Raw genomic sequence first — 18,204 nt, forward strand, 5'->3', positions numbered from 1 at the left:
GGTCAGGGCTCCTTCTGGAGGCCCAGGGCCCGGCGGTGTGCGCGGGCCTGCCGCTCGCGCTCCTCGTAGTAGGCCTCCATCGGCGACTTGCCCCGGCGCGCGGCGTCGCGGAGCACCTGGAGGGCCTTTCGCTCGGCCTGGAGCCCGGGGGGCGAGTCCTTCTCGAGCTCGGGCAGCGAGTGCTGCGCGTCGTAGAAGTTGAGGGAGATGCCACGGGCATCCACCGCGGCCAACGCCACCAGCGACAGCGTGGCTGCCACCACCCACGGCAGCAGCAGCCCCGCCAGGGAAGGGTGGGGCTCGGGCGCGCGTGACTCCTCGTCGGTGGCCCGGGCCTGCCCACCCAGCAGCCCCGGGTAGTGGCGCGCGGCGGTGAGCAGCGCGGACAGGCCGATGAAGCCCAGGCCCGCGAGCGCCAGCACGGCGCGAGGGTCCGTCTCCGAGTCGGTGCCCTCCTGTCCCAGTGCCTTCGCCACGAGGAAGAGCACGGAGGACACGAGGTTGTTGGCCGCGTGCGCCGCGATGCTCGGCCAGAGCGAGCCGGTGCGCAGGCAGAGCCACCCGAAGAGCAGCCCCAGTTCCACGCGCGCGGCGAAGCCCACCGGGTCCAGGTGGAACGCACTGAACACCACGGCGGTCACCACCAGCGCGCGCACCGGAGAGGCCGGAGGCGCGGGCGTCAGCCCCCGCTGGAGGATGCCGCGGAAGAAGAACTCCTCGCACAGCGGCGCGGCCACGGACACGCCGGTGAGGAGCAGCGCCAACTCCACGGGCGACTGGCCCTCGAAGAGGCGCGAGCTGTCGAACAGCTTCGTCAGCCACTCCGGGGCGAGGCTCTGGGCCCCGTACTGGATGGGCACCACCAGCGCGAAGAAGTTGGCCACGCCCAGCACGAAGCCGAAGAGGGTGGCCGCGCGCGGCGCTGGCGTCAGCCCGGTGTACTCACGGGGCCGCCAGCCGTTGAAGCGCAGCATCATCCAGCCCAGGCCGAGGAAGACGAACAGCTCGGTGAACCAGATGCCGAAGGCCGGGTTGATGAACTGCACGAAGCCGCCCACGGTGAGGAAGAGCGCCAGCGCGAGCGCGGTGCCCGCCACCGCCATCGTGCGCGGGCTCGTCCGGGCCTGCGGCGGCGCCGGAGGCTCGGGCGGCTGCGGAGGCTGTGAGTCGCTGGGAGCAGAATCTTCCACCGTTTCGTCTCCTTGCTGCGAAAAGCCGGACTGCCCGCACTGCGGCTTCCTATACTGTCCGGACGTTGACGTCCTTCATCCTGGCTCGAACAGCGCGGCGGACGTGGTGCAGGTGCTCACGGACCCTGGGGGCCCTGGGCACCCTGTGGCTCGGCCTGGGAGCGGCGACGTCGCACGCGGCGGCGTTCCAGGTGGAGGCGCGCACCGAGGCGCAGGCGTACCAGATTCGCGCGTGGCGCGGCACCACGCCGGAGGACCCGGTGCTGCTGCCGCGCCGGCGCATCGTCCAGTACCTGGGCCTCAACGCCTTCGAGCTCGTCACCGGCCAGGACATGGGCTTCGAGTCCAACCTGCGCGTGTGGGCGGACTTCGGCCTGCCGCGCGGCGAGGCGGCGTTGGTGGACGGGCTCAAGTCCGAGGACGCGGAGCTGCTCCACGCCTACGTGCGCTACGCGAAGGGCGGCTTCGAGGGCCGGCTGGGGCGGCAGCTCTACGCGGACGTGACGGACATCCTCGCGTTCGACGGGCTGCGCATGCGGTACGTGAGCCGGCTGGGGCTGGGCGCGGAGGCCTTCGGCGGGCTGTGGGTGAAGGGCGCGAGCGTCCTCGGCTCGTCGGTGTATCAGCTCGACGGCACGCGGGAGGGTGACGCGACGCTGGACGCGCTGGAGCCGCTGTTCGGGGCGAAGCTGCTGCTGGAGGACCTGGGCGGCTTCCACGCGGCGGCGGGCTACCGGAAGGCGATGGTGGAGGGGAAGACGGACCTGGAGCGCGCCACGCTGGAAATGCGCTACGTGCACGGGCTGGGCGTGAGCGCGGTGGCCGGCGTGGACTACGACCTGTTGCAGCGCAAGCCGGCGCAGGTGCGGGTGCAGGCGCGGTGGGACAAGACGCGCTTCGCGGTGAGCGCGGAGGCGATGCGGCTATCGCCGGTGCTGTCCGCGGACTCCATCTGGTACTACTTCGCGTGGGCGCCAAGGGATGAGGCGCGGCTGCGCGTGGACTTCCTCCCCGTGGGCGCGCTGCGCTACTACGTGCAGGGAATCGGCAGCGTGTACCACGAGGACCTCAACCCGGCGCTGGGGCTCGCGTCGCAGGTGGACGGAGAGGGCGCGCCGGAGTCGCGCAGCGTGGGCGGAGCGGTCGGTGCGGCGCTGCGCAAGGGCGACTTCCGCTCGGCGCTGGACGTGACGTACCGCACGGGCTTCGGTGGGGACCAGCTCTGGGCGGACCTGACGGGTGGCTACAGCTTCGGCCGTGACGGCCTCACGCTGGACGGGCGGCTGTCCTTCGCGCGCATCTTCGACAGCTTCAACCCGAGGCTGGGCGGCAACTTCTACGGCGCGCAGGTATGGGCCAGCCGGCCGCTGTCCCGCGCGGCGCGGCTGTCGCTGGTGCTGGAGCAGAACATCAATTCCTTCACCGACTCGGACACGAAGGGCTTCCTGCTCTTCGACCTGAAGGCGAGCCTGTAGATGCCGCACCGTCCGAACCGCACCGTGCTGCTGGGGCTGGCCGCGCTGTCGCTGCTGGTGGGCGCTGGCGTGGCCTGGGCCGCCACGGGCCGCGAGCGCAGCCTGGCCGTGTACCCCGCGCAGCACATGCCGCTGCGCTTCGACCATGCGCAGCACCTGGAGGCCGGCGCCGAGTGCGTCACCTGCCACGACGCCGCGCGCACCAGCCAGTCCCCGAAGGACCGCAACCTCCCCGGGCACGAGGAGTGCGAGACGTGCCACGACATCGACGCGGCGAGGAAGGGCAAGCCCACGGACCCGCCGTCCTCGTGCACGACGTGTCACCCGGGCTTCGACCCCACGGTGCGCATGGAGCCCGCGAAGCTGCTGGTGCCGCCCGCCAACCTGCGCTTCAGCCACCAGCAGCACGTGGAGAAGAAGGTGGACTGCACAGTGTGCCACGGCGAGATGAAGGACGTGCAGCTCGCCACGCGGCAGCAACTGCCGAAGATGGCGACGTGCTTCACGTGTCATGACGGCAACGTGGCCTCCAACACGTGCAAGAGCTGCCACCCGACGGAGGCGTCTGGACGGTTGAGGCTCACATTCGACTCGGGGCTGCTGCGTCCCATGCAGGGCAACCCGCTGGGGCTGGACCACGGGCCGCGCTACGAGTTCAACCACGGCCCCCGCGCGACGGTGGACCGGCTGACGTGCCAGCAGTGCCACAGCGAGAGCTACTGCCAGACGTGCCATGACGGCATGCAGAAGCCGCTGTCCGTGCACCCCAATGATTTCATCACGCTGCATCCGGTGCAGGCGCGCGCGGGCACGACCCGCTGCGAGAGCTGCCACCGTGCCCAGTCCTTCTGCGTCGCGTGCCACGAGCGCACGGGCGTGGGCATGGACGCGGATGCCTCGCTGCGGCCGCGCAACCTGAAGGTGCACCCGGACTACCAGGCGTGGGTGGAAATCATCGGGCCGCAGCACCACGGTATCGCCGCGTCGAGGGACATCGGGAGCTGCATCTCCTGCCACCGCGAGGAGTCGTGCACGAGCTGTCACTCGTCGCTGTCCACGCGCCGGCAGGTGAACCCGCACCCGGCGGGCTTCGCACAGGCCTGCAAGCGGCTGGCGGGGGCCAACGACAGGGCCTGCCTCAAGTGCCACACGCCGGAGAGTCTGGCGGAGAAGGGGTGCCGGTGATGCGGCGGCGGCTCACGAGCGAAGCGCCGGCCCTGGAGCGCGGCGGCACCGCCCTGACGGCGGGCTCCGGGCGGGAAGGGCGCCTCCGTCGCTTCATGCTCGCGGCGCTGGCCGTGCCGGTGCTCACCGGACTCCCTGCCTGCCTGGAGCCCGGAGACCCCATCTACTCACTCCGCGACACGGACCCGCCAGAGGTGCTGTCCACGACGCCCATCGCGGGAGGCACGGTGGCGCCGGGCGGGACGCTGCGCATCACCTTCTCGGAGACGATGGACCCGCGCTCCCTGCGCCCGGGCATCGCCGTCTTCGCGGGCCGGGACGAGGTGGCGCTCACCGTGGCCGCGCCAGCCGTGTCCGACGTGGACGCGGACGTGGAGCGGGGAGACCGGCCGTACATGGTGGAGGCCACGGCGGCGGAGGGCAGCCCGCTCCAGCCGGCCACGGCCTACACACTGGTGCTGCGAGACAGCCTCACGGACCTGGAGGGCAACCCGCTGACCGGCGAGGTGCGCGTGGCCTTCCGCACCACCACCGGGCCGTGAGCTACATCCGCGTGTAGAGGAAGTCCTCCGCCACGGCCTTGCCAGCTTCGTCACCCTCGATGCGCGCGGTGAGCCTGTCCGCCGACTCGCGCCGGTAGAGGATGCGCTTCGGGTGGTCATGCTCGGGGTTCTCGAAGAGGGCTTCCCCCTCCGAGCAGCGCACGAGCTTGAACTCGACGCCCGGGCGGGCCTTCGGATGGGCGATGTAATAGAGCCCGTCCGGCCGCGCCTCGATGCGCAGGTACTCGAAGAACACCGTCCTGCCCTGCGACACGAGGCGGCTCATCCCGAGCATGGAATCCCCCGACGCCTGGGTCCAATGCTCATCGACCGTTCCCGCACCTGACGGGCCCTGCCAGTCGCCCGCCATCCACGCCACGTCGGAGATGGACGAGCCGCAGGCGTGCGCACGCGCGTCTGGAGCCGTCGGCGGCGTGCTCCGGCAGGAGAACAGCAGGGCCGCGGAGCAGAGCACCCCGGGAAGGAGGGACCGCGGCGGCACACTCATGCCCGCTTGAGGTACTCGCGGATGTCGTCGGCGAGCTGCTTCCGGTTGCGTTCACCCTGCTCGGTGGTGGCCACCTCGAGCTTCTTGTCCTTCTCGACGAGGTACTTCTGGTCGAGCAGATAGGCCACCGCGTTCTCCAGGGTGACCTTGGCGAGAGACTCGGCGGCGGTGATGCGGCCCGCGTGGTACTCCGCGCGGCCCGTCTCGAGCGCGAGCTTGATGAAGGCCTTGCGGTCCTGCGCCACACCCGTGGCCACGTCCTCCAGCGTCATCGCCGCCAGCAGGTACGCCTCCAGGTAGTCGCGCAGCAGGTCCGCCAGGAACTCCAGCTCCGGGCGCGCGTGGGGCTCGGGAGCGAGCGTCAGCGTGCCACCCTCGTGCATCACCAGGCCCATGCGCACGAGCCGCTCCACCGTCTCCGCGAAGATGGTGTCGAAGGTGAGGCCCACCCGGTAGATGAACTCGACCTTGAAGAGGCGCGACAGGAACAGCGCCCGGTTCTTCACCGAGTCGTACGGCGCGGGTGAGCCGCTGGCGAGCAGCGCGTTGGCCACGAGGCTGCGCGCGGCCATCAGGTTCATCAGCGTGTTCTTGTAGAAGGACATCTCCGGGCGGCGGGCGTCCTCCACCTGGTAGATGACCTCGCCGCGCGCCTCCTGCGTACGCACCATCTCGTCGGAGATGAAGGTGCGCATGGCGTCCTGGATGGGGCCCATCGTCTCGGGGTTGCTCGGGGCGTTGCGCAGCTCCACGGACAGCGGCGAGCCGTCCTCCAGGGCGATGCGGCGCAGGACGCTGATGCGGTCCGCCAGCTCGCGCTGCGTGAGGCCGCGCCGGCGGTGCGCCAGCAGGGACGTGCTCACCAGTGCGTGCGGCGTGACGGTGGACACCTTGCTGATGCCGTACATCACGCGGTTGCCCAGCGCGCGCACCAGGCTCTTCTTCTGCTCGTCCGTCACCGGCTCTTCGGGGTTGAGCCCGCGAGCCTGCATGAACTCCTGCAGGGAGATGGGCTCGTCGAAGCTCAGGTGGATGCGCCCGTAGCGCGCCGCCAGCACCTTGGGCGTGCTCAGCAGCGCCTTCAGGTCCTCTGGCTTCTTCTCCCCGCCGGCCAGCTCCTTAGAGTAGCTGCCGGACTCCACGACCTTCTCGTAGTCGATGGCCACCGGCACGAACATGAGGTCGTTGCGCGCGCCCTCGAGCACGGACTCCACCTGCCAGGTGAACATGCCCAGCTTGGGGGTCAGCAGCTTGCCCGTGCGCGAGCGCCCGCCCTCGGGGAAGAACTCCTGGTGGGTGCCGTCATGCACCAGCTTGCGGACGTACGCCTTGAAGGCCGCCGAGTAGACCTTGTCGTCCTTGAACGAGCGCCGCAGGAAGAACGCGCCGCAGCGGCGGAAGATGGAGCCCAGCGGCCAGAAGGAGAGGTTGGCGCCCGCGGCCACCAGCGGCACCGTGTAGCCGCGGCTCCACAGAATCCAGCTCATCACCAGGTAGTCGACGTGGCTCTTGTGGCTGGGGCATAGCACGAGCGGTGCCTTGCCTGCGGCCTTGAGTGCGCGGTGCAGGCCCGCCTCGTCCACCTCGATGCCGTCGTAGATGCGGTTGAACACCCACTCCAGCACGGGCGCGATGAAGGCCAGCGTGGTTGGGCTGGGCCGAGCGGCGATGGCCTCCAGGTTGCGCCGGGCCTCGCGCAGCACGCTCTCCTGCTTGCGGTTCGTCGAGGCCGCGTGCTCGTCCAGCACCTTGCGCAGCGCCCTGTCGCGCAGCGTCTCGTCGATGACCCGGGCGGCGGGCTTCACCGGCGGGCCGAACACGGCGCGCGTCTCGCGGGCCAGGTGGACGTGCAGCGTGCTGCGCACCTTGCGCGCCAGCACCTCGTCCGAGTCCTTCGGGTTCTCCTCCACGAAGCGCCGCAGGTCGATGGGCTCGCCCACGCGGAACTGCGCGCGCTTGTAGTTGCGGAAGAAGGCGAGCATCGAGTGCAGGAAGCCCGGTGCCTCCGGGCTCCCGAACACGATGTCCACCCAGTTGGGCTTGAGGCGCGCGGTGCGCTTCTCCCAGATGAACAACTCCGGCACCAGGTACACCGGCCGGTCAGACTGGCGCGCCATGGCCACCAGGAAGGGGAAGGGGTCCTCGCGCGTCTCCTTCCCGGAGGGGGCCAGCAGCGCAGTGCGGCGCAGGAAGACGAGCCCGCTGCCGCCCGTCTGCCGTGCGTACTCGAACCGCTGCGCGTAGTCGCCCTGGTGCTTCGTCTGCCGCCAGGGGCGGGTGAACCACGGGCGCAGGTTGCAGACGGCCCGCACGGGCGGCAGCGCCCGGCGGACCATGGCCCAGGTCAGGTAGAGGAAGTTCACCCACGCCGTGGAGCGCATGACGTGCACCACGAAGCCCTTCGCGTGGAGGGAGCGCAGCTCGTCCTCGGTCTCCGCGGAGAAGTGGACCCCGTCCAGATAACGGGCTCCCAGCGCCCGGCCCATGGGGCCGAACTCTTCCTTCAGCGAGGCCTCACCCTGATTCCCAGTCTGAGTCAGCACGGTGTCCACGGTAGCCCCCCGGCTACATGTTGTCCGGCGTCGGAATGCCCAGCAGCGTCAGGCCCGCCGCCAGCGTAACCCGGGTCGCGTCCGTCAGGGCCAGTCGCGCCGCGCGAAGTGCATCATTGTCCTCTACGAGAATGCGCTTCTCGCGGTCCTGGTTGCCCGCGGTGAAGTAGCGGCTGAAGGCCGCGGCCACGTCCAGCAGCAGGCGCGCCACCAGGCTCGGCTCGTACTGCTCGGCCGCGTCGGTCACCACCTCGGGCAGGCGCATGATTTCGCGCAGCAGCGCCTGCTCCTCGGGCAGCGTCAGCAGGGCCGCGTCGTAGCTCGCGGGCGCGCCGCCCCCCTTGCGCAGCACGCTGACGGTGCGCGCGTGGGCGTACTGGAGATAGGGGCCCGTGTGGCCCTCGAAGCTGAGCACCTCGTCCCAGTCGAAGGTGTAGTCGCTGGCGCGCTTGTGCTTGAGGTCGCCGAAGGCGATGGCGCCCAGGCCGATCTGCTCGGAGAGCTGGTCCGCGTCGCCCGTGTGGATGCGGCCGGCCTCGATGTTCTCCTTCACCTTCGCGGAGGCGCGCTCCTTCGCCTCGTCGAGCACCTCGCTGAGCTGCACCACCTGGCCCTTGCGCGTGCTCATGCCGTGGATGCGGCCGAAGGCCACGTGCACGACGCGGTCCGCCCAAGGCTGCCCCATCTCGTTGAGCGTGCGGAACACCTGGCGGAAGTGCAGCGCCTGGTCCTGCGCGACGACGTAGAGCGACTTGTCGAAGTGGAAGCGCTCGTACCTGTCCTGTGCCGCCGCCAGGTCACGCGTGGCGTACAGCGTGCTGCCGTCGTTCTTCTTCAGCAGGATGGGCGGTTCGTTGTCGGCGTAGGGCAGGTCCACGATGAGCGCACCCTGCGACTCCTTCACGCCGGGCTTCTTCGCGATCTGCTCGATGACCGCGTCCATCTTCCCCTGGTAGCGGCTCTCGCCCTCGATGTGCTCGAACTCGATGCCCATCCGCGCGTAGATCTGCTTGAAGCCCTTGATGCTCGTCTCGCGGAACTGGTTCCAGAGCTTGAGCGCCTCGGCGTCGCCGGCCTCCATGCGCCGGAAGAACTCGCGGGCCTTCTCGTCGAACTCGGGCTCCGCCTCGGCGCGCTTGTTGGCCCGGACGTACACCTCCACGAGGTGCGCCATGTCGTCGATGCGGGCCGGGTCGCCGTACTCCTGGAAGCCCACCGCGACGAGGCCGAACTGCTTGCCCCAGTCGCCCAGGTAGTTGATGCCTTCCACCTTCCAGCCCAGCGCCCGGTAGATGTTGGCGATGCAGTGGCCGAGGAACGTGGTGCGGATGTGGTGGAAGCCGATGGGCTTGGCGATGTTGGGCGACGAGTAGTCGATGGCCACCGTCTTCCCGCGCCCCGCGTCCGCGTCACCGCCGTAGGCCAGCCCCGCCGAGCGCGCCGCGTCGATGACCTCGGCCGTGAAGGGGAGGGGAGCGAAGCGCGCGTTGACGTACGGGCCCACCGCCTTGATTTCGAGCCCTGGCACGCTGAGCGACTGGGCGAGCCCGGCGGCGATGGCGGGGGGCGCCTTCTTCTGCGCCTTGGCGAGGGGGAAGGTGGCGAAGCTCAAGTCACCGTGCGCGGGCTCGGCGGGCTTGATCTGCGCTTCAATCTCGGACGCCGGCACACCCAGGGCCGTGGCGAGGCCCTGGGCGAATGCGGCGCGGTATCGGGAGTAGACGGAGGAGCTCATGGGAACGCGGCGATACTAGACAAACCGAGAGGCCTTCCGGCCACCTCTTGTTCGCGCCCAGGCTCATTCCGTCACTCAGGGTACGGCTGGTGCCCGACGGCTGGGCCGCACCACCGCGGACACCGTGTCCAGCAGCTTGGGCAGCTGCAGGGGCTTTTCGAAGAAGCCGTCGATGCGCTCCAGCCCCTGGCCCGAGGTGAGGGACGCCACCTCGCTGGCTCCCGAGATGATGTACACGACGATGTCGGCCAGCGACTCGTTGCCCCGGATGAAGCGCAGCACCGACTGGCCGTCCTCCTCGCTCAGCCGCAAGTCGAGCAGCACCATGGCCGGGCGGATGTGGGACAGGATGGAGCGCGCCTCCGAGGCCCCCGAGGTGGCCATCACCCGGTAGCCCTCCTGCTCCAGCACCTGCTGGAGGACCTCGCGGCAGTCGGCGTCGTCCTCGACGAGGAGGATGCCGCCGGACTTGGGCGCCGCCTGGTTCATCTCCGGCGTGCTGACGGCCCCGGCGAACATCGGCAGCACCATCTGGAAGGTGCTCCCCTCGCCGAGCACGCTGGAGGCATCCATGCGTCCGCCGTGCAGGGCGACAATCTTGCCCACCAGCGGCAGGCCCAGGCCCGCGCCAGGAGGACGGGGCATGCCCGGCTGCGCGCGGTAGAAGGCGTCGAAGACGTGCTCCAGCGCCTCGGCGGACATGCCGGGGCCGCTGTCCTTGACGGTGAAGGTGGCCAGCCCGTCCTCGGCGGACACGCGCACCTCGACGGTGTCGTCCGCCTCGCTGTGGTGGATGCCGTTCTCCACGAGGTTGTGGATGGCCTCGGCGATGCGCTCGCGGTCTCCACGGACGAAGACCTCGGGGCAGGGCGGAATCACGACGCGCACCTTGCAGTGCTCCGCGAGGGCGCCCAGCGCGCGCACCACCTCTTCGGCCACGGACTTGAGGCCGAAGGGGCGCTGGTTGAGCTGCATCTTTCCGGACTGGAGCCGGGACATGAGCAGCAGGTCATTCACCATGCGCAGCATGCGGTCCGAGTTCCGGTCGCAGATCTGCACCGCGCGGCGCTGGGAGTCCGTCAGGGGCCCCAGCTTCTCGCGCCCCATCATCGCCAGGTAGGACTTGATGGTGGTGAGCGGGTTCTTCAAGTCGTGCGAGACATTGCCGAGCAGCTCCTCGCGGTTCTGCTCCAGGCTCTTGAGGCCGGCGATGGCCGTCTGGAGGTCCTTGTTGCGGCGGGCGCTGTCATCGCGCAGGCGCGCCACCTCGTAGGCCGCGGTGAGCTGCGCGGCCAGCGACTCCAGCAGCGTGTCGGACGGCTCGCGCCGGGCCCCGAGCACCACCAGCACGCCGGTGACGCCCTGGGGACTCTCGAGCGGGACGGCCACGGTGTCGCCCTCGCGCAGCAGCGTCTTCGTGGCGAAGGCGCGCCCCACGACGCCCTCGCCCGGGACGGCGGCGGTGACGCGGTCGTCGTAGCGGCCGCGCACGTGCTCCACGTGGAGCTGCTCACGGGAGGGGAAGTGGCGGGCCACGTAGCAGACCTTCGGCTTCAGCAGCGCGTGGATGGTTTGCAGGTGGGAGCGCAGGGCCTCCGTGGGCCCCGCGTTGTCGGTCAGGTGCCGCGCCATCTCCAGCAGGGCACGGTTGGCGACATCGGCATCCACCGGGGGGGCAGGCTTCACCGTCCGCCGGGTGGGCTTCTTGACAGTCTTCGCAATGGGACGCAGCGGTACGACTTCGGCCAGCGGCCCCTTCTTCTTCGAGCGCACGTGAGGATCCTGCTCCATGTTCCGCGCGCGAGGGAACGGCCCTGACTCGCAGGGCCTTCCGGAGGACAGTGGCCGTGTCGTCTGCCCGACAGCCCGGACCTCAGGCCCGGCGCTGGATGCGGCCGTCCTGACCCAGGGCGTACGGCTCCACCAGGAGCGGCTGCACCTTCGTCTGGTAGCCGTCCACGGAGAAGCCGCCTTCGGCCAGCGCGGCCAGGGCGGAGGTCTGCACCCGGCGGGCCGTCTCGTCGGCGGTGAGGAGCTTCAGCATGGGCTCGCGAGCCGGCTCGTACTTGAAGGAGCCGAGCGCCTTGAGTGCGGCGATCTTCACGTCGTCCGACATGTCCTCGAGGAAGGGCAGCACCACCGGGGCGATGCGAGGGTCCGCCTTGCCCGTGACGTGGTGGAGGAGGACGACCTTCTTCTCGGGGTTCTTCGTGTAGTGCGCGGACAGGTGGCGGAGCGCCTCCACGCAGGCGCCGAGCACCTCGTCCTCCGTGAGGAGCTCACCCAGCAGCCGCAGCGCCCACGAGGTGGCCGCCTCGTTCTTGCCGAGGAACTCGGTGATGGGCGGCACGGCGTCCTTGCCGAAGCTCTTGACGAGGTCGAACGTGCGCTCCTTCTCGTCGGCGTCCGTGGTGAGCGGGTCCACGGTGATGGTGAAGCGGCTGAGCAGCACGCTGACAGCCTCGGGGAACTTCATGTCCCCCAGCTGCTCGATGGCCTTCTGCCGTGTCGCCGGGTCCCCGTACTTCTGGGTCACCTTGGACTTGAGCTTGAGGGCTTTGTCGGGGCCCGAGCCGCCCGTGAAGATGTCTAAGAGGCCCATGTGCGCGTGTGCTCCGTTTCCTGCGACAGCGTGAAAGTAGGAGGTGCCGTCTATGCCGAGGCGGCGCCTGGGACAAGAGACAAGAGGGTCAGAGCGTCAGCTCGCGGCGGACATCGTCGCGATAGGCGCGGGAAAGTGTCTCGGCGGCGGCACGCGCCTCGGCGCTGGCGTCCTCGGGCACCTTGACCTGGAGGTGCAGGTAGAAGTCTCCAGGCGCCCCGCCCTTGAGGGAGGGCACCCCGCGGCCCTTCAGGCGCATGCGCCGTCCGGACTGGGAGCCCGCGGGCACCTTCACCGTCACCTCCCCCTGGAAGGTGGGCACGCGCACGTCCGCGCCCAGAATCGCCTCCGGCACGGTGACTGGCAGGTCGATGTGCAGGTCGTCGCCCTCGCGGCGCACCAGCGGGTGCTCGGCGACCTCGGTCTCGATGTAGAGGTCGCCCGGCGGGCCGCCCCGGGGGCCGGCGGCGCCCTGGCCGGACAGCCGCACCTTGGAGCCCGTCTGCACCCCGGCCGGTATCTTCACCGTCAGCCGGGTGGTCTCCTCCTTGATGCCCGAGCCGCCACACTGGGGACAGGGCTCCATCGCCCGCCCGGTGCCCTGGCAGTTGGGGCACACGCCGCTGCCGCCGAAGAGGCCCGCCCGCCGGGGCCGGCCGGTGCCGTTGCAGGTGGGGCAGGTGCCCATGCGCCCCGAGTCGCCCCGGCCGCTGCACGCCGAGCAGCGCCCGGGCCGGGAGATGGAGAGGGTGCGCTCCGTGCCGGCGACGGCCTCGTTCAGGGTGAGCTGCACGCGGGCCGTCAGGTCCTCGCCGCGCTCCGGGCCTGAAGCCCTGCGCCGGCCGAACATGTCGGCCGCGTCGAAGCCGCCCGCGCCACCGCCGCCGCCCCGGCCGCCAAAGAGGTCGCTGAAGAGGTCGCCCAGGTCGAAGCCCTCGGCGCCGAAGGGCATGCCGCCCGCACCGCCGCCGCTCGCGGCCGCGGACTTGTAGGCGCGGTAGGCCTCCGCCTTCTTCTCATCGAAGCCAATCTTCTCCGCGTCGGGGCCGAACTCGTCGTAGAGCTTGCGCTTCTTCGCGTCCGACAGCACCTCGAAGGCGGAGCTGACCTGCTTGAACTTCTCCTCGGAGGCCTTGTTCCCCGGATTGACGTCCGGGTGGTACTTGCGCGCGAGCTTGCGGTACGCCTTCTTGACGTCCTCCGCCGAGGCCCCCCGGTCCACACCGAGAATCTGGTAATAGTCGTCCGCCATTTGTTCCCGCCGTGATGTACCTGATTGAACGTAACCAGCCGGTGGGAGCGCGCCAGCTTGGAGTGCCCGGTTGGCGGGAGATGTATAAAGTCGCCGGAAGATGAGGGAGGCCATGGAAGCGCCGCGCCAGGCTGGAGCGGGAACCCTGTGGCTGGTGGTCTGGCTCCTGTTCGTGCCCGTCGCGGGGGCCCGGGCCGCGCCCCCGCCAGCCCCGGACGCCCGGACCGCATCCGCGCCAGAAGCCGACTCCCGCGTCATCGACCGGGTGGTGGCCATCATCGAGGGCCAGGTGCTCACCCTGAGCGAGCTGCGCTTCGAGGCCCGGGTGGCGCTCGTCCAGCGAGGGGGCGTACAGGCCCTGGAGGCCCCGCTCGACGAGGACACGCTCCGAGGGGCCCTGGAGCTCATCATCAACCAGCGGCTCCAGGTGCTGAACGCGGACCGGCTCCAGGCGTTCCCCGCCGAGCCGGCCGAGGTCCAGGCGCGGCTGGCCGCGTTCCAGGCTCGCGTGGGCGGGGAGGCCGCGCTGCACCGGTTCCTCACGCGACACGACATGGATCAGAACGCGCTGGAGGGCGTCCTGGCCCGGGGGCTCCGGGCGGAGCGCATCCTGGACAGCCGCATCCGCCTGCGCGCGCAGGTGGGAGAGACGGAGGTCCGCCGCTACTTCGAGCAGCACGCGGCTGAGTACCCCTCGGACTACGAGGCGGTGCGCGCGGCCATCCGGGAGAAGCTGGTGCGAGAGCGGTACGGGGTACTGGCGGCGGAGGAGCTGACCCAGGTCCGGGCCTCGGCGCAGGTGCGCCGGGTGGCCCCCTTCGCGCGGGAGGCGCGGCGATGAGGCGGATGCGCGAAGACTCCGTGCCGCACGGGAAGCCCGACTTCGTCATCCGGCAGATGACGGTGGCGGACATGCCCGCGGTGATGGCGCTGGAGAAGCAGGCCTTCAGGAACCCCTGGTCCCCGGAACTGCTCCAGCGCGAGCTGCAGCACGAGTGGTCCACCATCCTCCTCGTGGAGGAGGAACTGAAGGAGGGCGGCCCGCTGCTGCTGGGGCTGGCCATCTTCTGGATCGTCCACGACGAGGTGCACGTGCTCAACGTGGCCACCGCCCCGGAGCACCGGCGGCGCGGGGTGGCCCGGGCCGTCATGGACGAGGTGCTCGCCCGGGGAAAGAACCGGCGCTGCACCCTGGCCACGCTGGAGGTGCGCCGCAGCAACGAGGGCGCGCTCCAGCTCTACAAGTCGCTCGGCTTCCGCCCGGTGGGCATCCGGCCGAACTACTACGTGGACGAGGGCGAGGACGCCATCGTCATGGTCCTCGACTTCTAGCCGCACGCGGAGTAGACGACCGCCCCGCCGTATACCTGCGGTGCTCTGGCGCTCCGGGCGTTGGGGAATGGACCTCCGGGGCCTTGCCGGTTCATAGGCAGGGTCCAGGCCGTGCTTGACACGGAGGGGTCCCTCCCTATACTCGCGGCCCTTTCCGTAGTCCTGTAGGTAGATATGCGCCGCCTGGTGTGTCTGGCGGTGGCCAACCCCGAAGAAGAGGTATCAGTTGCCGACCATCAGCCAGCTGGTTCGCAAGGGCCGCGAGAAGCTCGTCGTCAAGGGCAAGAGCCCGGCCCTCAAGGAGTCCCCCCAGAAGCGTGGCGTCTGCACGCGCGTGTACACCACGACCCCGAAGAAGCCGAACTCGGCCCTCCGCAAGGTGGCCCGTGTTCGTCTGACCAACGGGATCGAGGTCACGTCCTACATCCCCGGCGTGGGTCACAACCTCCAGGAGCACTCGGTGGTCATGATCCGCGGTGGCCGTGTGAAGGACCTCCCGGGCGTCCGCTACCACATCATCCGTGGAACGCTGGACTCCGTGGGCGTCGCGGGTCGCAAGCAGAGCCGCTCCAAGTACGGAGCCAAGCGTCCGAGCTGATCGCTCGTCACGCGGACCACCTTCGTCGCGCAGTGTTTCCGGACGTCTTGCCCCACACCCTGGGGAGCGTCCCTGGCAGTTCCTCCAGCAGCTCATGAAGCCCCGTTGTGATTGCTCTCCAAGTGGGAGTGGGGCGTAAGGGAAGAGAGAAGAGATGCCTCGTCGTCGCGTAGTCGCCAAGCGCAAGATTCTGCCGGATCCGAAGTTCCAGGACCGCCTGGTCACCAAGTTCGTCAACGACCTGATGCGGAAGGGGAAGAAGTCCATCGCCGAGGGCGTGTGCTACGGCGCCTTTGCCCTCATCGAAGAGCGCGCGAAGGAAGACCCCCTCAAGACGTTCAAGAAGGCCCTCGACAACGTCAAGCCGGTGCTCGAGGTGAAGAGCCGCCGCGTCGGTGGCGCCACCTACCAGGTGCCCGTCGAGGTCCGTCAGGATCGCCGCGTCGCCCTCGGCATGCGGTGGATCATCAGCTACGCCAAGGCGCGTGGCGAGAAGACCATGCAGGAGAAGCTGGCCGGCGAGATCATGGACGCCGCCAACAACCGCGGCAACGCGGTGAAGAAGCGTGAAGACACGCACAAGATGGCCGAGGCCAACAAGGCCTTCGCTCACTACCGCTGGTAGGCCCTCGAGGCTTCGCGGTTGCCGCCCGGATGCAGATGCTGCATCCGGGCGGTTTTGTTAGATGGCGCAGGTTCTCTGAAATCGTCCGGTCGGTGGGTGACGCGGCGTGGAGGCCCGTCCCGCTTTTTGGAGAGGTATTGAGTCATGGCCCGTGAGCATCCCCTCGAGCGCTACCGCAACATCGGCATCATGGCGCACATCGATGCCGGCAAGACGACGACCACCGAGCGGATCCTCTTCTACACAGGCGCCATCCACCGGATGGGCGAGGTGCACGAGGGGACCACCACCACCGACTGGATGGTGCAGGAGCGCGAGCGCGGCATCACCATTACGTCCGCCGCGATTACGGCCTTCTGGACGCGCAACGATCAGCGCTACCGCGTCAACATCATCGACACGCCGGGACACGTGGACTTCACCATCGAGGTGGAGCGCTCGCTGCGCGTGCTCGACGGCGCCGTCGCCGTGTTCGACGGCGTGAATGGCGTGGAGCCGCAGTCCGAGACGGTGTGGCGCCAGGCGGACAAGTACAAGGTCCCCCGCATCTGCTTCATCAACAAGATGGACCGGGTGGGCGCGGACTTCGAGATGTCCGTGGGCACCATCAAGGACAAGCTCGGCGCGCGCGCGGTGCGCATGCAGCTGCCGCTGGGCACCGAGGACAAGCTCCGCGGCGTCATCGACCTCATCAAGATGAAGGCGCTGGTGTTCCACGACTCGGAGCAGGGCAGCCGCTACGACGAGGTGGACATCCCCGAGGAGTTCCGCGAGGCCGCCGAGGCGGCCCGCGGAGAGCTGCTCGAGGCCGCGGCCGAGCAGGACGACGCGCTGACGGAGAAGTTCCTCGAGGGCCAGGAGCTGACCGAGGACGAGATTCGCGGCGCCATCCGCAAGGGCTGCGTGGGGCTGAAGCTGTTCCCCGTGTTCTGCGGCTCGGCGTTCCGCCACAAGGGCGTGCAGCCGCTGCTGGACGCGGTGGTGGACTACCTGCCCAGCCCGCTCGACGTCCCGCCCATCCATGGCAAGACGCCCAAGGGCGACGACGCCATCCGCGAGACGAAGGACGACGCGCCCTTCAGCGCGCTGGCGTTCAAGATCATGAACGACCCCGCGTTCCAGTCGCAGACGCTGACGTTCTTGCGCGTCTACTCGGGACGGCTCGAGGCGGGCACGGCGGTGTGGAACTCGGTGAAGGGCAAGCGCGAGCGCGTCAGCCGCCTGGTGCAGATGCGCGCGGACAAGAAGGACGAGCTCACCGAGTGCTTCGCCGGCGACATCTGCGCGGTGGTGGGCCTGAAGCTGGCCAGCACCGGCGACACGCTCTGCGACGACAAGCAGCCCATCATCCTGGAGCGGATGGAGTTCCCCGAGCCGGTCATCGACATCGCCATCGAGCCGAAGTCGACGGCGGACCAGGACAAGATCATCCAGTCGCTGCAGCGACTGGCGATGGAGGACCCGTCCTTCCGCGTGAAGACGAACGAGGAGACGGGGCAGACCATCATCGCCGGCATGGGCGAGCTGCACCTGGAAATCATCGTCGACCGGCTCCTGCGCGAGTTCAAGGTCGACGCGAACATCGGCAAGCCGCAGGTGGCGTACCGGGAGACCATCACCACCCAGACGCAGGCGGAAGGGAAGTACATCCGCCAGACGGGCGGCCGCGGCCAGTACGGCCACATCTGGCTGCGCGTCATGCCCAATGAGCCGGGCAAGGGCTTCGCCTTCGAGAACAAGGTGACGGGCGGCGCGGTGACGAAGGAGTTCGTGGACGCGGTGCGGGACGGCGTCGCCGAGTCCATGCAGAACGGACCGGTGGCGGGCTACCCCATGGTCGACGTCAAGGTGGAGGCCTACGACGGCTCCATGCACGACGTGGACTCCAGCGAGATGGCCTTCAAGATCGCCGGCTCCCTGGCCTTCCGGGACGCCGTGCGCAACGCGACGCCCGTGCTGCTCGAGCCCATCATGAGCTGCGAGATCGTCACGCCCGAGGACTTCATGGGCGACGTCATCGGCGACCTGAACGGCCGCCGCGGGAAGGTGCTGGGGATGGTGCCCCGGCCCGGTCGGGTGCAGGCCATCCAGGCACAGGTGCCCCTGGCCGCCATGTTTGGCTACTCGACCGACCTGCGCAGCCGCAGCCAGGGAAGGGCGACGTACACCATGCAGTTCAGTCACTACGCGCCCGCGCCGAAGACGGCGCTCAACCGGTGACCGCGGTACGTCTGGCGGAGTGCTCGCCGGGCGATTTCAGTTGACGTTGCGGCACGTTTGGAGCAGGACGCAGCACCTTCGCAGTTGTTTTCCGAGATTGAGACGCGCGCCGGGTCCACTGACCGGCAGCCCCGCGAGGAGAGGTCATGGCCAAGGAGAAGTTCGAGCGTAACAAGCCCCACGTGAACATCGGCACGATCGGACACGTGGACCACGGCAAGACGTCGCTGACGGCCGCCATCACCAAGGTGTTGGCGAAGTCGGGCGGCGCCACGTTCATGGCGTACGACCAGATCGACAAGGCGCCGGAGGAGCGTGAGCGCGGTATCACCATCTCCACCGCGCACGTGGAGTACCAGACGAAGAACCGGCACTACGCCCACGTCGA

The 18,204-nt window shown here is 69.5% G+C and carries 16 protein-coding genes; 9 read left to right on the forward strand and 7 right to left on the reverse strand.

The window, feature by feature from the left end; genetic code table 11:
* Window positions 1–2: 2 nt before the first annotated feature.
* A complete protein-coding gene (locus G4D86_RS39105) occupies window positions 3–1,190 on the reverse strand; it encodes a type II CAAX endopeptidase family protein (RefSeq protein ID WP_240360716.1) in 1,188 nt (395 codons plus the stop codon).
* Window positions 1,191–1,255: 65 nt separating this feature from the next.
* On the opposite strand from G4D86_RS39105, the gene G4D86_RS39110 reads away from it, so the two are divergent.
* The 3 genes from G4D86_RS39110 to G4D86_RS39120 are packed head-to-tail and all read left to right on the forward strand — an operon-like array spanning window position 1,256 to window position 4,392.
* Window positions 1,256–2,665 (forward strand): hypothetical protein, encoded by a 1,410-nt coding sequence (locus tag G4D86_RS39110; protein ID WP_240360717.1) that lies wholly within the window; start codon window positions 1,256–1,258, stop codon window positions 2,663–2,665.
* Window positions 2,666–3,850: a cytochrome c3 family protein gene (locus G4D86_RS39115; protein WP_163999392.1), complete on the forward strand. Its 1,185-nt coding sequence runs from the start codon at window positions 2,666–2,668 to the stop codon at window positions 3,848–3,850.
* Window positions 3,850–4,392, forward strand: a complete 543-nt coding sequence (locus G4D86_RS39120) for an Ig-like domain-containing domain (RefSeq protein ID WP_240360718.1) — start codon at window positions 3,850–3,852, stop codon at window positions 4,390–4,392. Before G4D86_RS39115 ends, G4D86_RS39120 begins: the two co-directional genes overlap by 1 nt.
* Before the next feature lies 1 nt (window position 4,393).
* Here the strand turns inward: G4D86_RS39120 and G4D86_RS39125 are convergent, their stop codons facing one another.
* The 6 genes from G4D86_RS39125 to dnaJ form a co-directional block, all read right to left on the reverse strand.
* The gene (locus tag G4D86_RS39125; protein WP_338050638.1) at window positions 4,394–4,900 is read right to left on the reverse strand and encodes a DUF6265 family protein; all 507 of its coding nucleotides are present in this window, start codon (window positions 4,898–4,900) and stop codon (window positions 4,394–4,396) included.
* Window positions 4,897–7,386 carry a 1-acyl-sn-glycerol-3-phosphate acyltransferase gene (locus G4D86_RS39130; protein WP_420821883.1) on the reverse strand — a complete coding sequence of 830 codons (2,490 nt, stop codon included), beginning with the start codon at window positions 7,384–7,386 and terminating at the stop codon, window positions 4,897–4,899. The genes G4D86_RS39125 and G4D86_RS39130 overlap by 4 nt, the downstream gene beginning before the upstream one ends.
* Window positions 7,387–7,465: 79 nt before the next feature.
* Window positions 7,466–9,187 carry an arginine--tRNA ligase gene (gene argS / locus G4D86_RS39135; RefSeq protein WP_163999395.1) on the reverse strand — a complete coding sequence of 574 codons (1,722 nt, stop codon included), beginning with the start codon at window positions 9,185–9,187 and terminating at the stop codon, window positions 7,466–7,468.
* 75 nt (window positions 9,188–9,262) lie between these two features.
* The gene (locus tag G4D86_RS39140; protein ID WP_163999396.1) at window positions 9,263–10,960 is read right to left on the reverse strand and encodes a hybrid sensor histidine kinase/response regulator; all 1,698 of its coding nucleotides are present in this window, start codon (window positions 10,958–10,960) and stop codon (window positions 9,263–9,265) included.
* 100 nt (window positions 10,961–11,060) lie between these two features.
* Window positions 11,061–11,789: a HEAT repeat domain-containing protein gene (locus G4D86_RS39145; RefSeq protein ID WP_163999397.1), complete on the reverse strand. Its 729-nt coding sequence runs from the start codon at window positions 11,787–11,789 to the stop codon at window positions 11,061–11,063.
* Between the two features lie 88 nt (window positions 11,790–11,877).
* Window positions 11,878–13,041, reverse strand: a complete 1,164-nt coding sequence (gene dnaJ, locus G4D86_RS39150; protein ID WP_163999398.1) for a molecular chaperone DnaJ — start codon at window positions 13,039–13,041, stop codon at window positions 11,878–11,880.
* Window positions 13,042–13,153: 112 nt separating this feature from the next.
* Here dnaJ and G4D86_RS39155 point away from each other — a divergent pair, with 112 nt between their 5' ends.
* From G4D86_RS39155 to G4D86_RS39180, 6 genes are all read left to right on the forward strand, one after another.
* On the forward strand, window positions 13,154–13,882 hold the full coding sequence (locus G4D86_RS39155; RefSeq protein WP_205520144.1) for a hypothetical protein: 729 nt from the start codon (window positions 13,154–13,156) through the stop codon (window positions 13,880–13,882).
* Complete coding sequence (rimI, locus tag G4D86_RS39160) at window positions 13,879–14,373, forward strand: ribosomal protein S18-alanine N-acetyltransferase (protein ID WP_163999400.1); 495 nt, start codon at window positions 13,879–13,881, stop codon at window positions 14,371–14,373. The genes G4D86_RS39155 and rimI overlap by 4 nt, the downstream gene beginning before the upstream one ends.
* Before the next feature lie 226 nt (window positions 14,374–14,599).
* A complete protein-coding gene (gene rpsL / locus G4D86_RS39165; protein WP_044191602.1) occupies window positions 14,600–14,971 on the forward strand; it encodes a 30S ribosomal protein S12 in 372 nt (123 codons plus the stop codon).
* A gap of 154 nt (window positions 14,972–15,125) precedes the next feature.
* Window positions 15,126–15,596, forward strand: coding sequence for a 30S ribosomal protein S7 (rpsG, locus tag G4D86_RS39170; RefSeq protein ID WP_044191600.1), 471 nt, complete (start codon window positions 15,126–15,128; stop codon window positions 15,594–15,596).
* Window positions 15,597–15,740: 144 nt separating this feature from the next.
* Window positions 15,741–17,816: an elongation factor G gene (gene fusA, locus G4D86_RS39175; protein ID WP_163999401.1), complete on the forward strand. Its 2,076-nt coding sequence runs from the start codon at window positions 15,741–15,743 to the stop codon at window positions 17,814–17,816.
* Between the two features lie 146 nt (window positions 17,817–17,962).
* Window positions 17,963–18,204: GTP-binding protein (locus G4D86_RS39180; RefSeq protein ID WP_240360719.1), on the forward strand; the 242-nt coding region annotated here is incomplete at its 3' end.

The sequence above is a fragment of the Pyxidicoccus caerfyrddinensis genome, from assembly GCF_010894405.1.
GTDB classification, from domain to species: Bacteria; Myxococcota; Myxococcia; order Myxococcales; family Myxococcaceae; genus Myxococcus; species Myxococcus caerfyrddinensis.

Excerpts from the sequence above, each read along its gene's own strand:
- G4D86_RS39115 (WP_163999392.1), top strand. The coding sequence starts at position 2,666 with ATGCCGCACCGTCCGAACCGCACCGTGCTGCTGGGGCTGGCCGCGCTG.
- G4D86_RS39120 (WP_240360718.1), top strand. The coding sequence starts at position 3,850 with ATGCGGCGGCGGCTCACGAGCGAAGCGCCGGCCCTGGAGCGCGGCGGC.
- G4D86_RS39125 (WP_338050638.1), bottom strand. The coding sequence starts at position 4,900 with ATGAGTGTGCCGCCGCGGTCCCTCCTTCCCGGGGTGCTCTGCTCCGCG.
- G4D86_RS39130 (WP_420821883.1), bottom strand. The coding sequence starts at position 7,386 with ATGGGCCGGGCGCTGGGAGCCCGTTATCTGGACGGGGTCCACTTCTCC.
- argS (WP_163999395.1), bottom strand. The coding sequence starts at position 9,187 with ATGAGCTCCTCCGTCTACTCCCGATACCGCGCCGCATTCGCCCAGGGC.
- G4D86_RS39145 (WP_163999397.1), bottom strand. The coding sequence starts at position 11,789 with ATGGGCCTCTTAGACATCTTCACGGGCGGCTCGGGCCCCGACAAAGCC.
- dnaJ (WP_163999398.1), bottom strand. The coding sequence starts at position 13,041 with ATGGCGGACGACTATTACCAGATTCTCGGTGTGGACCGGGGGGCCTCG.
- G4D86_RS39155 (WP_205520144.1), top strand. The coding sequence starts at position 13,154 with ATGGAAGCGCCGCGCCAGGCTGGAGCGGGAACCCTGTGGCTGGTGGTC.
- rimI (WP_163999400.1), top strand. The coding sequence starts at position 13,879 with ATGAGGCGGATGCGCGAAGACTCCGTGCCGCACGGGAAGCCCGACTTC.
- rpsG (WP_044191600.1), top strand. The coding sequence starts at position 15,126 with ATGCCTCGTCGTCGCGTAGTCGCCAAGCGCAAGATTCTGCCGGATCCG.
- fusA (WP_163999401.1), top strand. The coding sequence starts at position 15,741 with ATGGCCCGTGAGCATCCCCTCGAGCGCTACCGCAACATCGGCATCATG.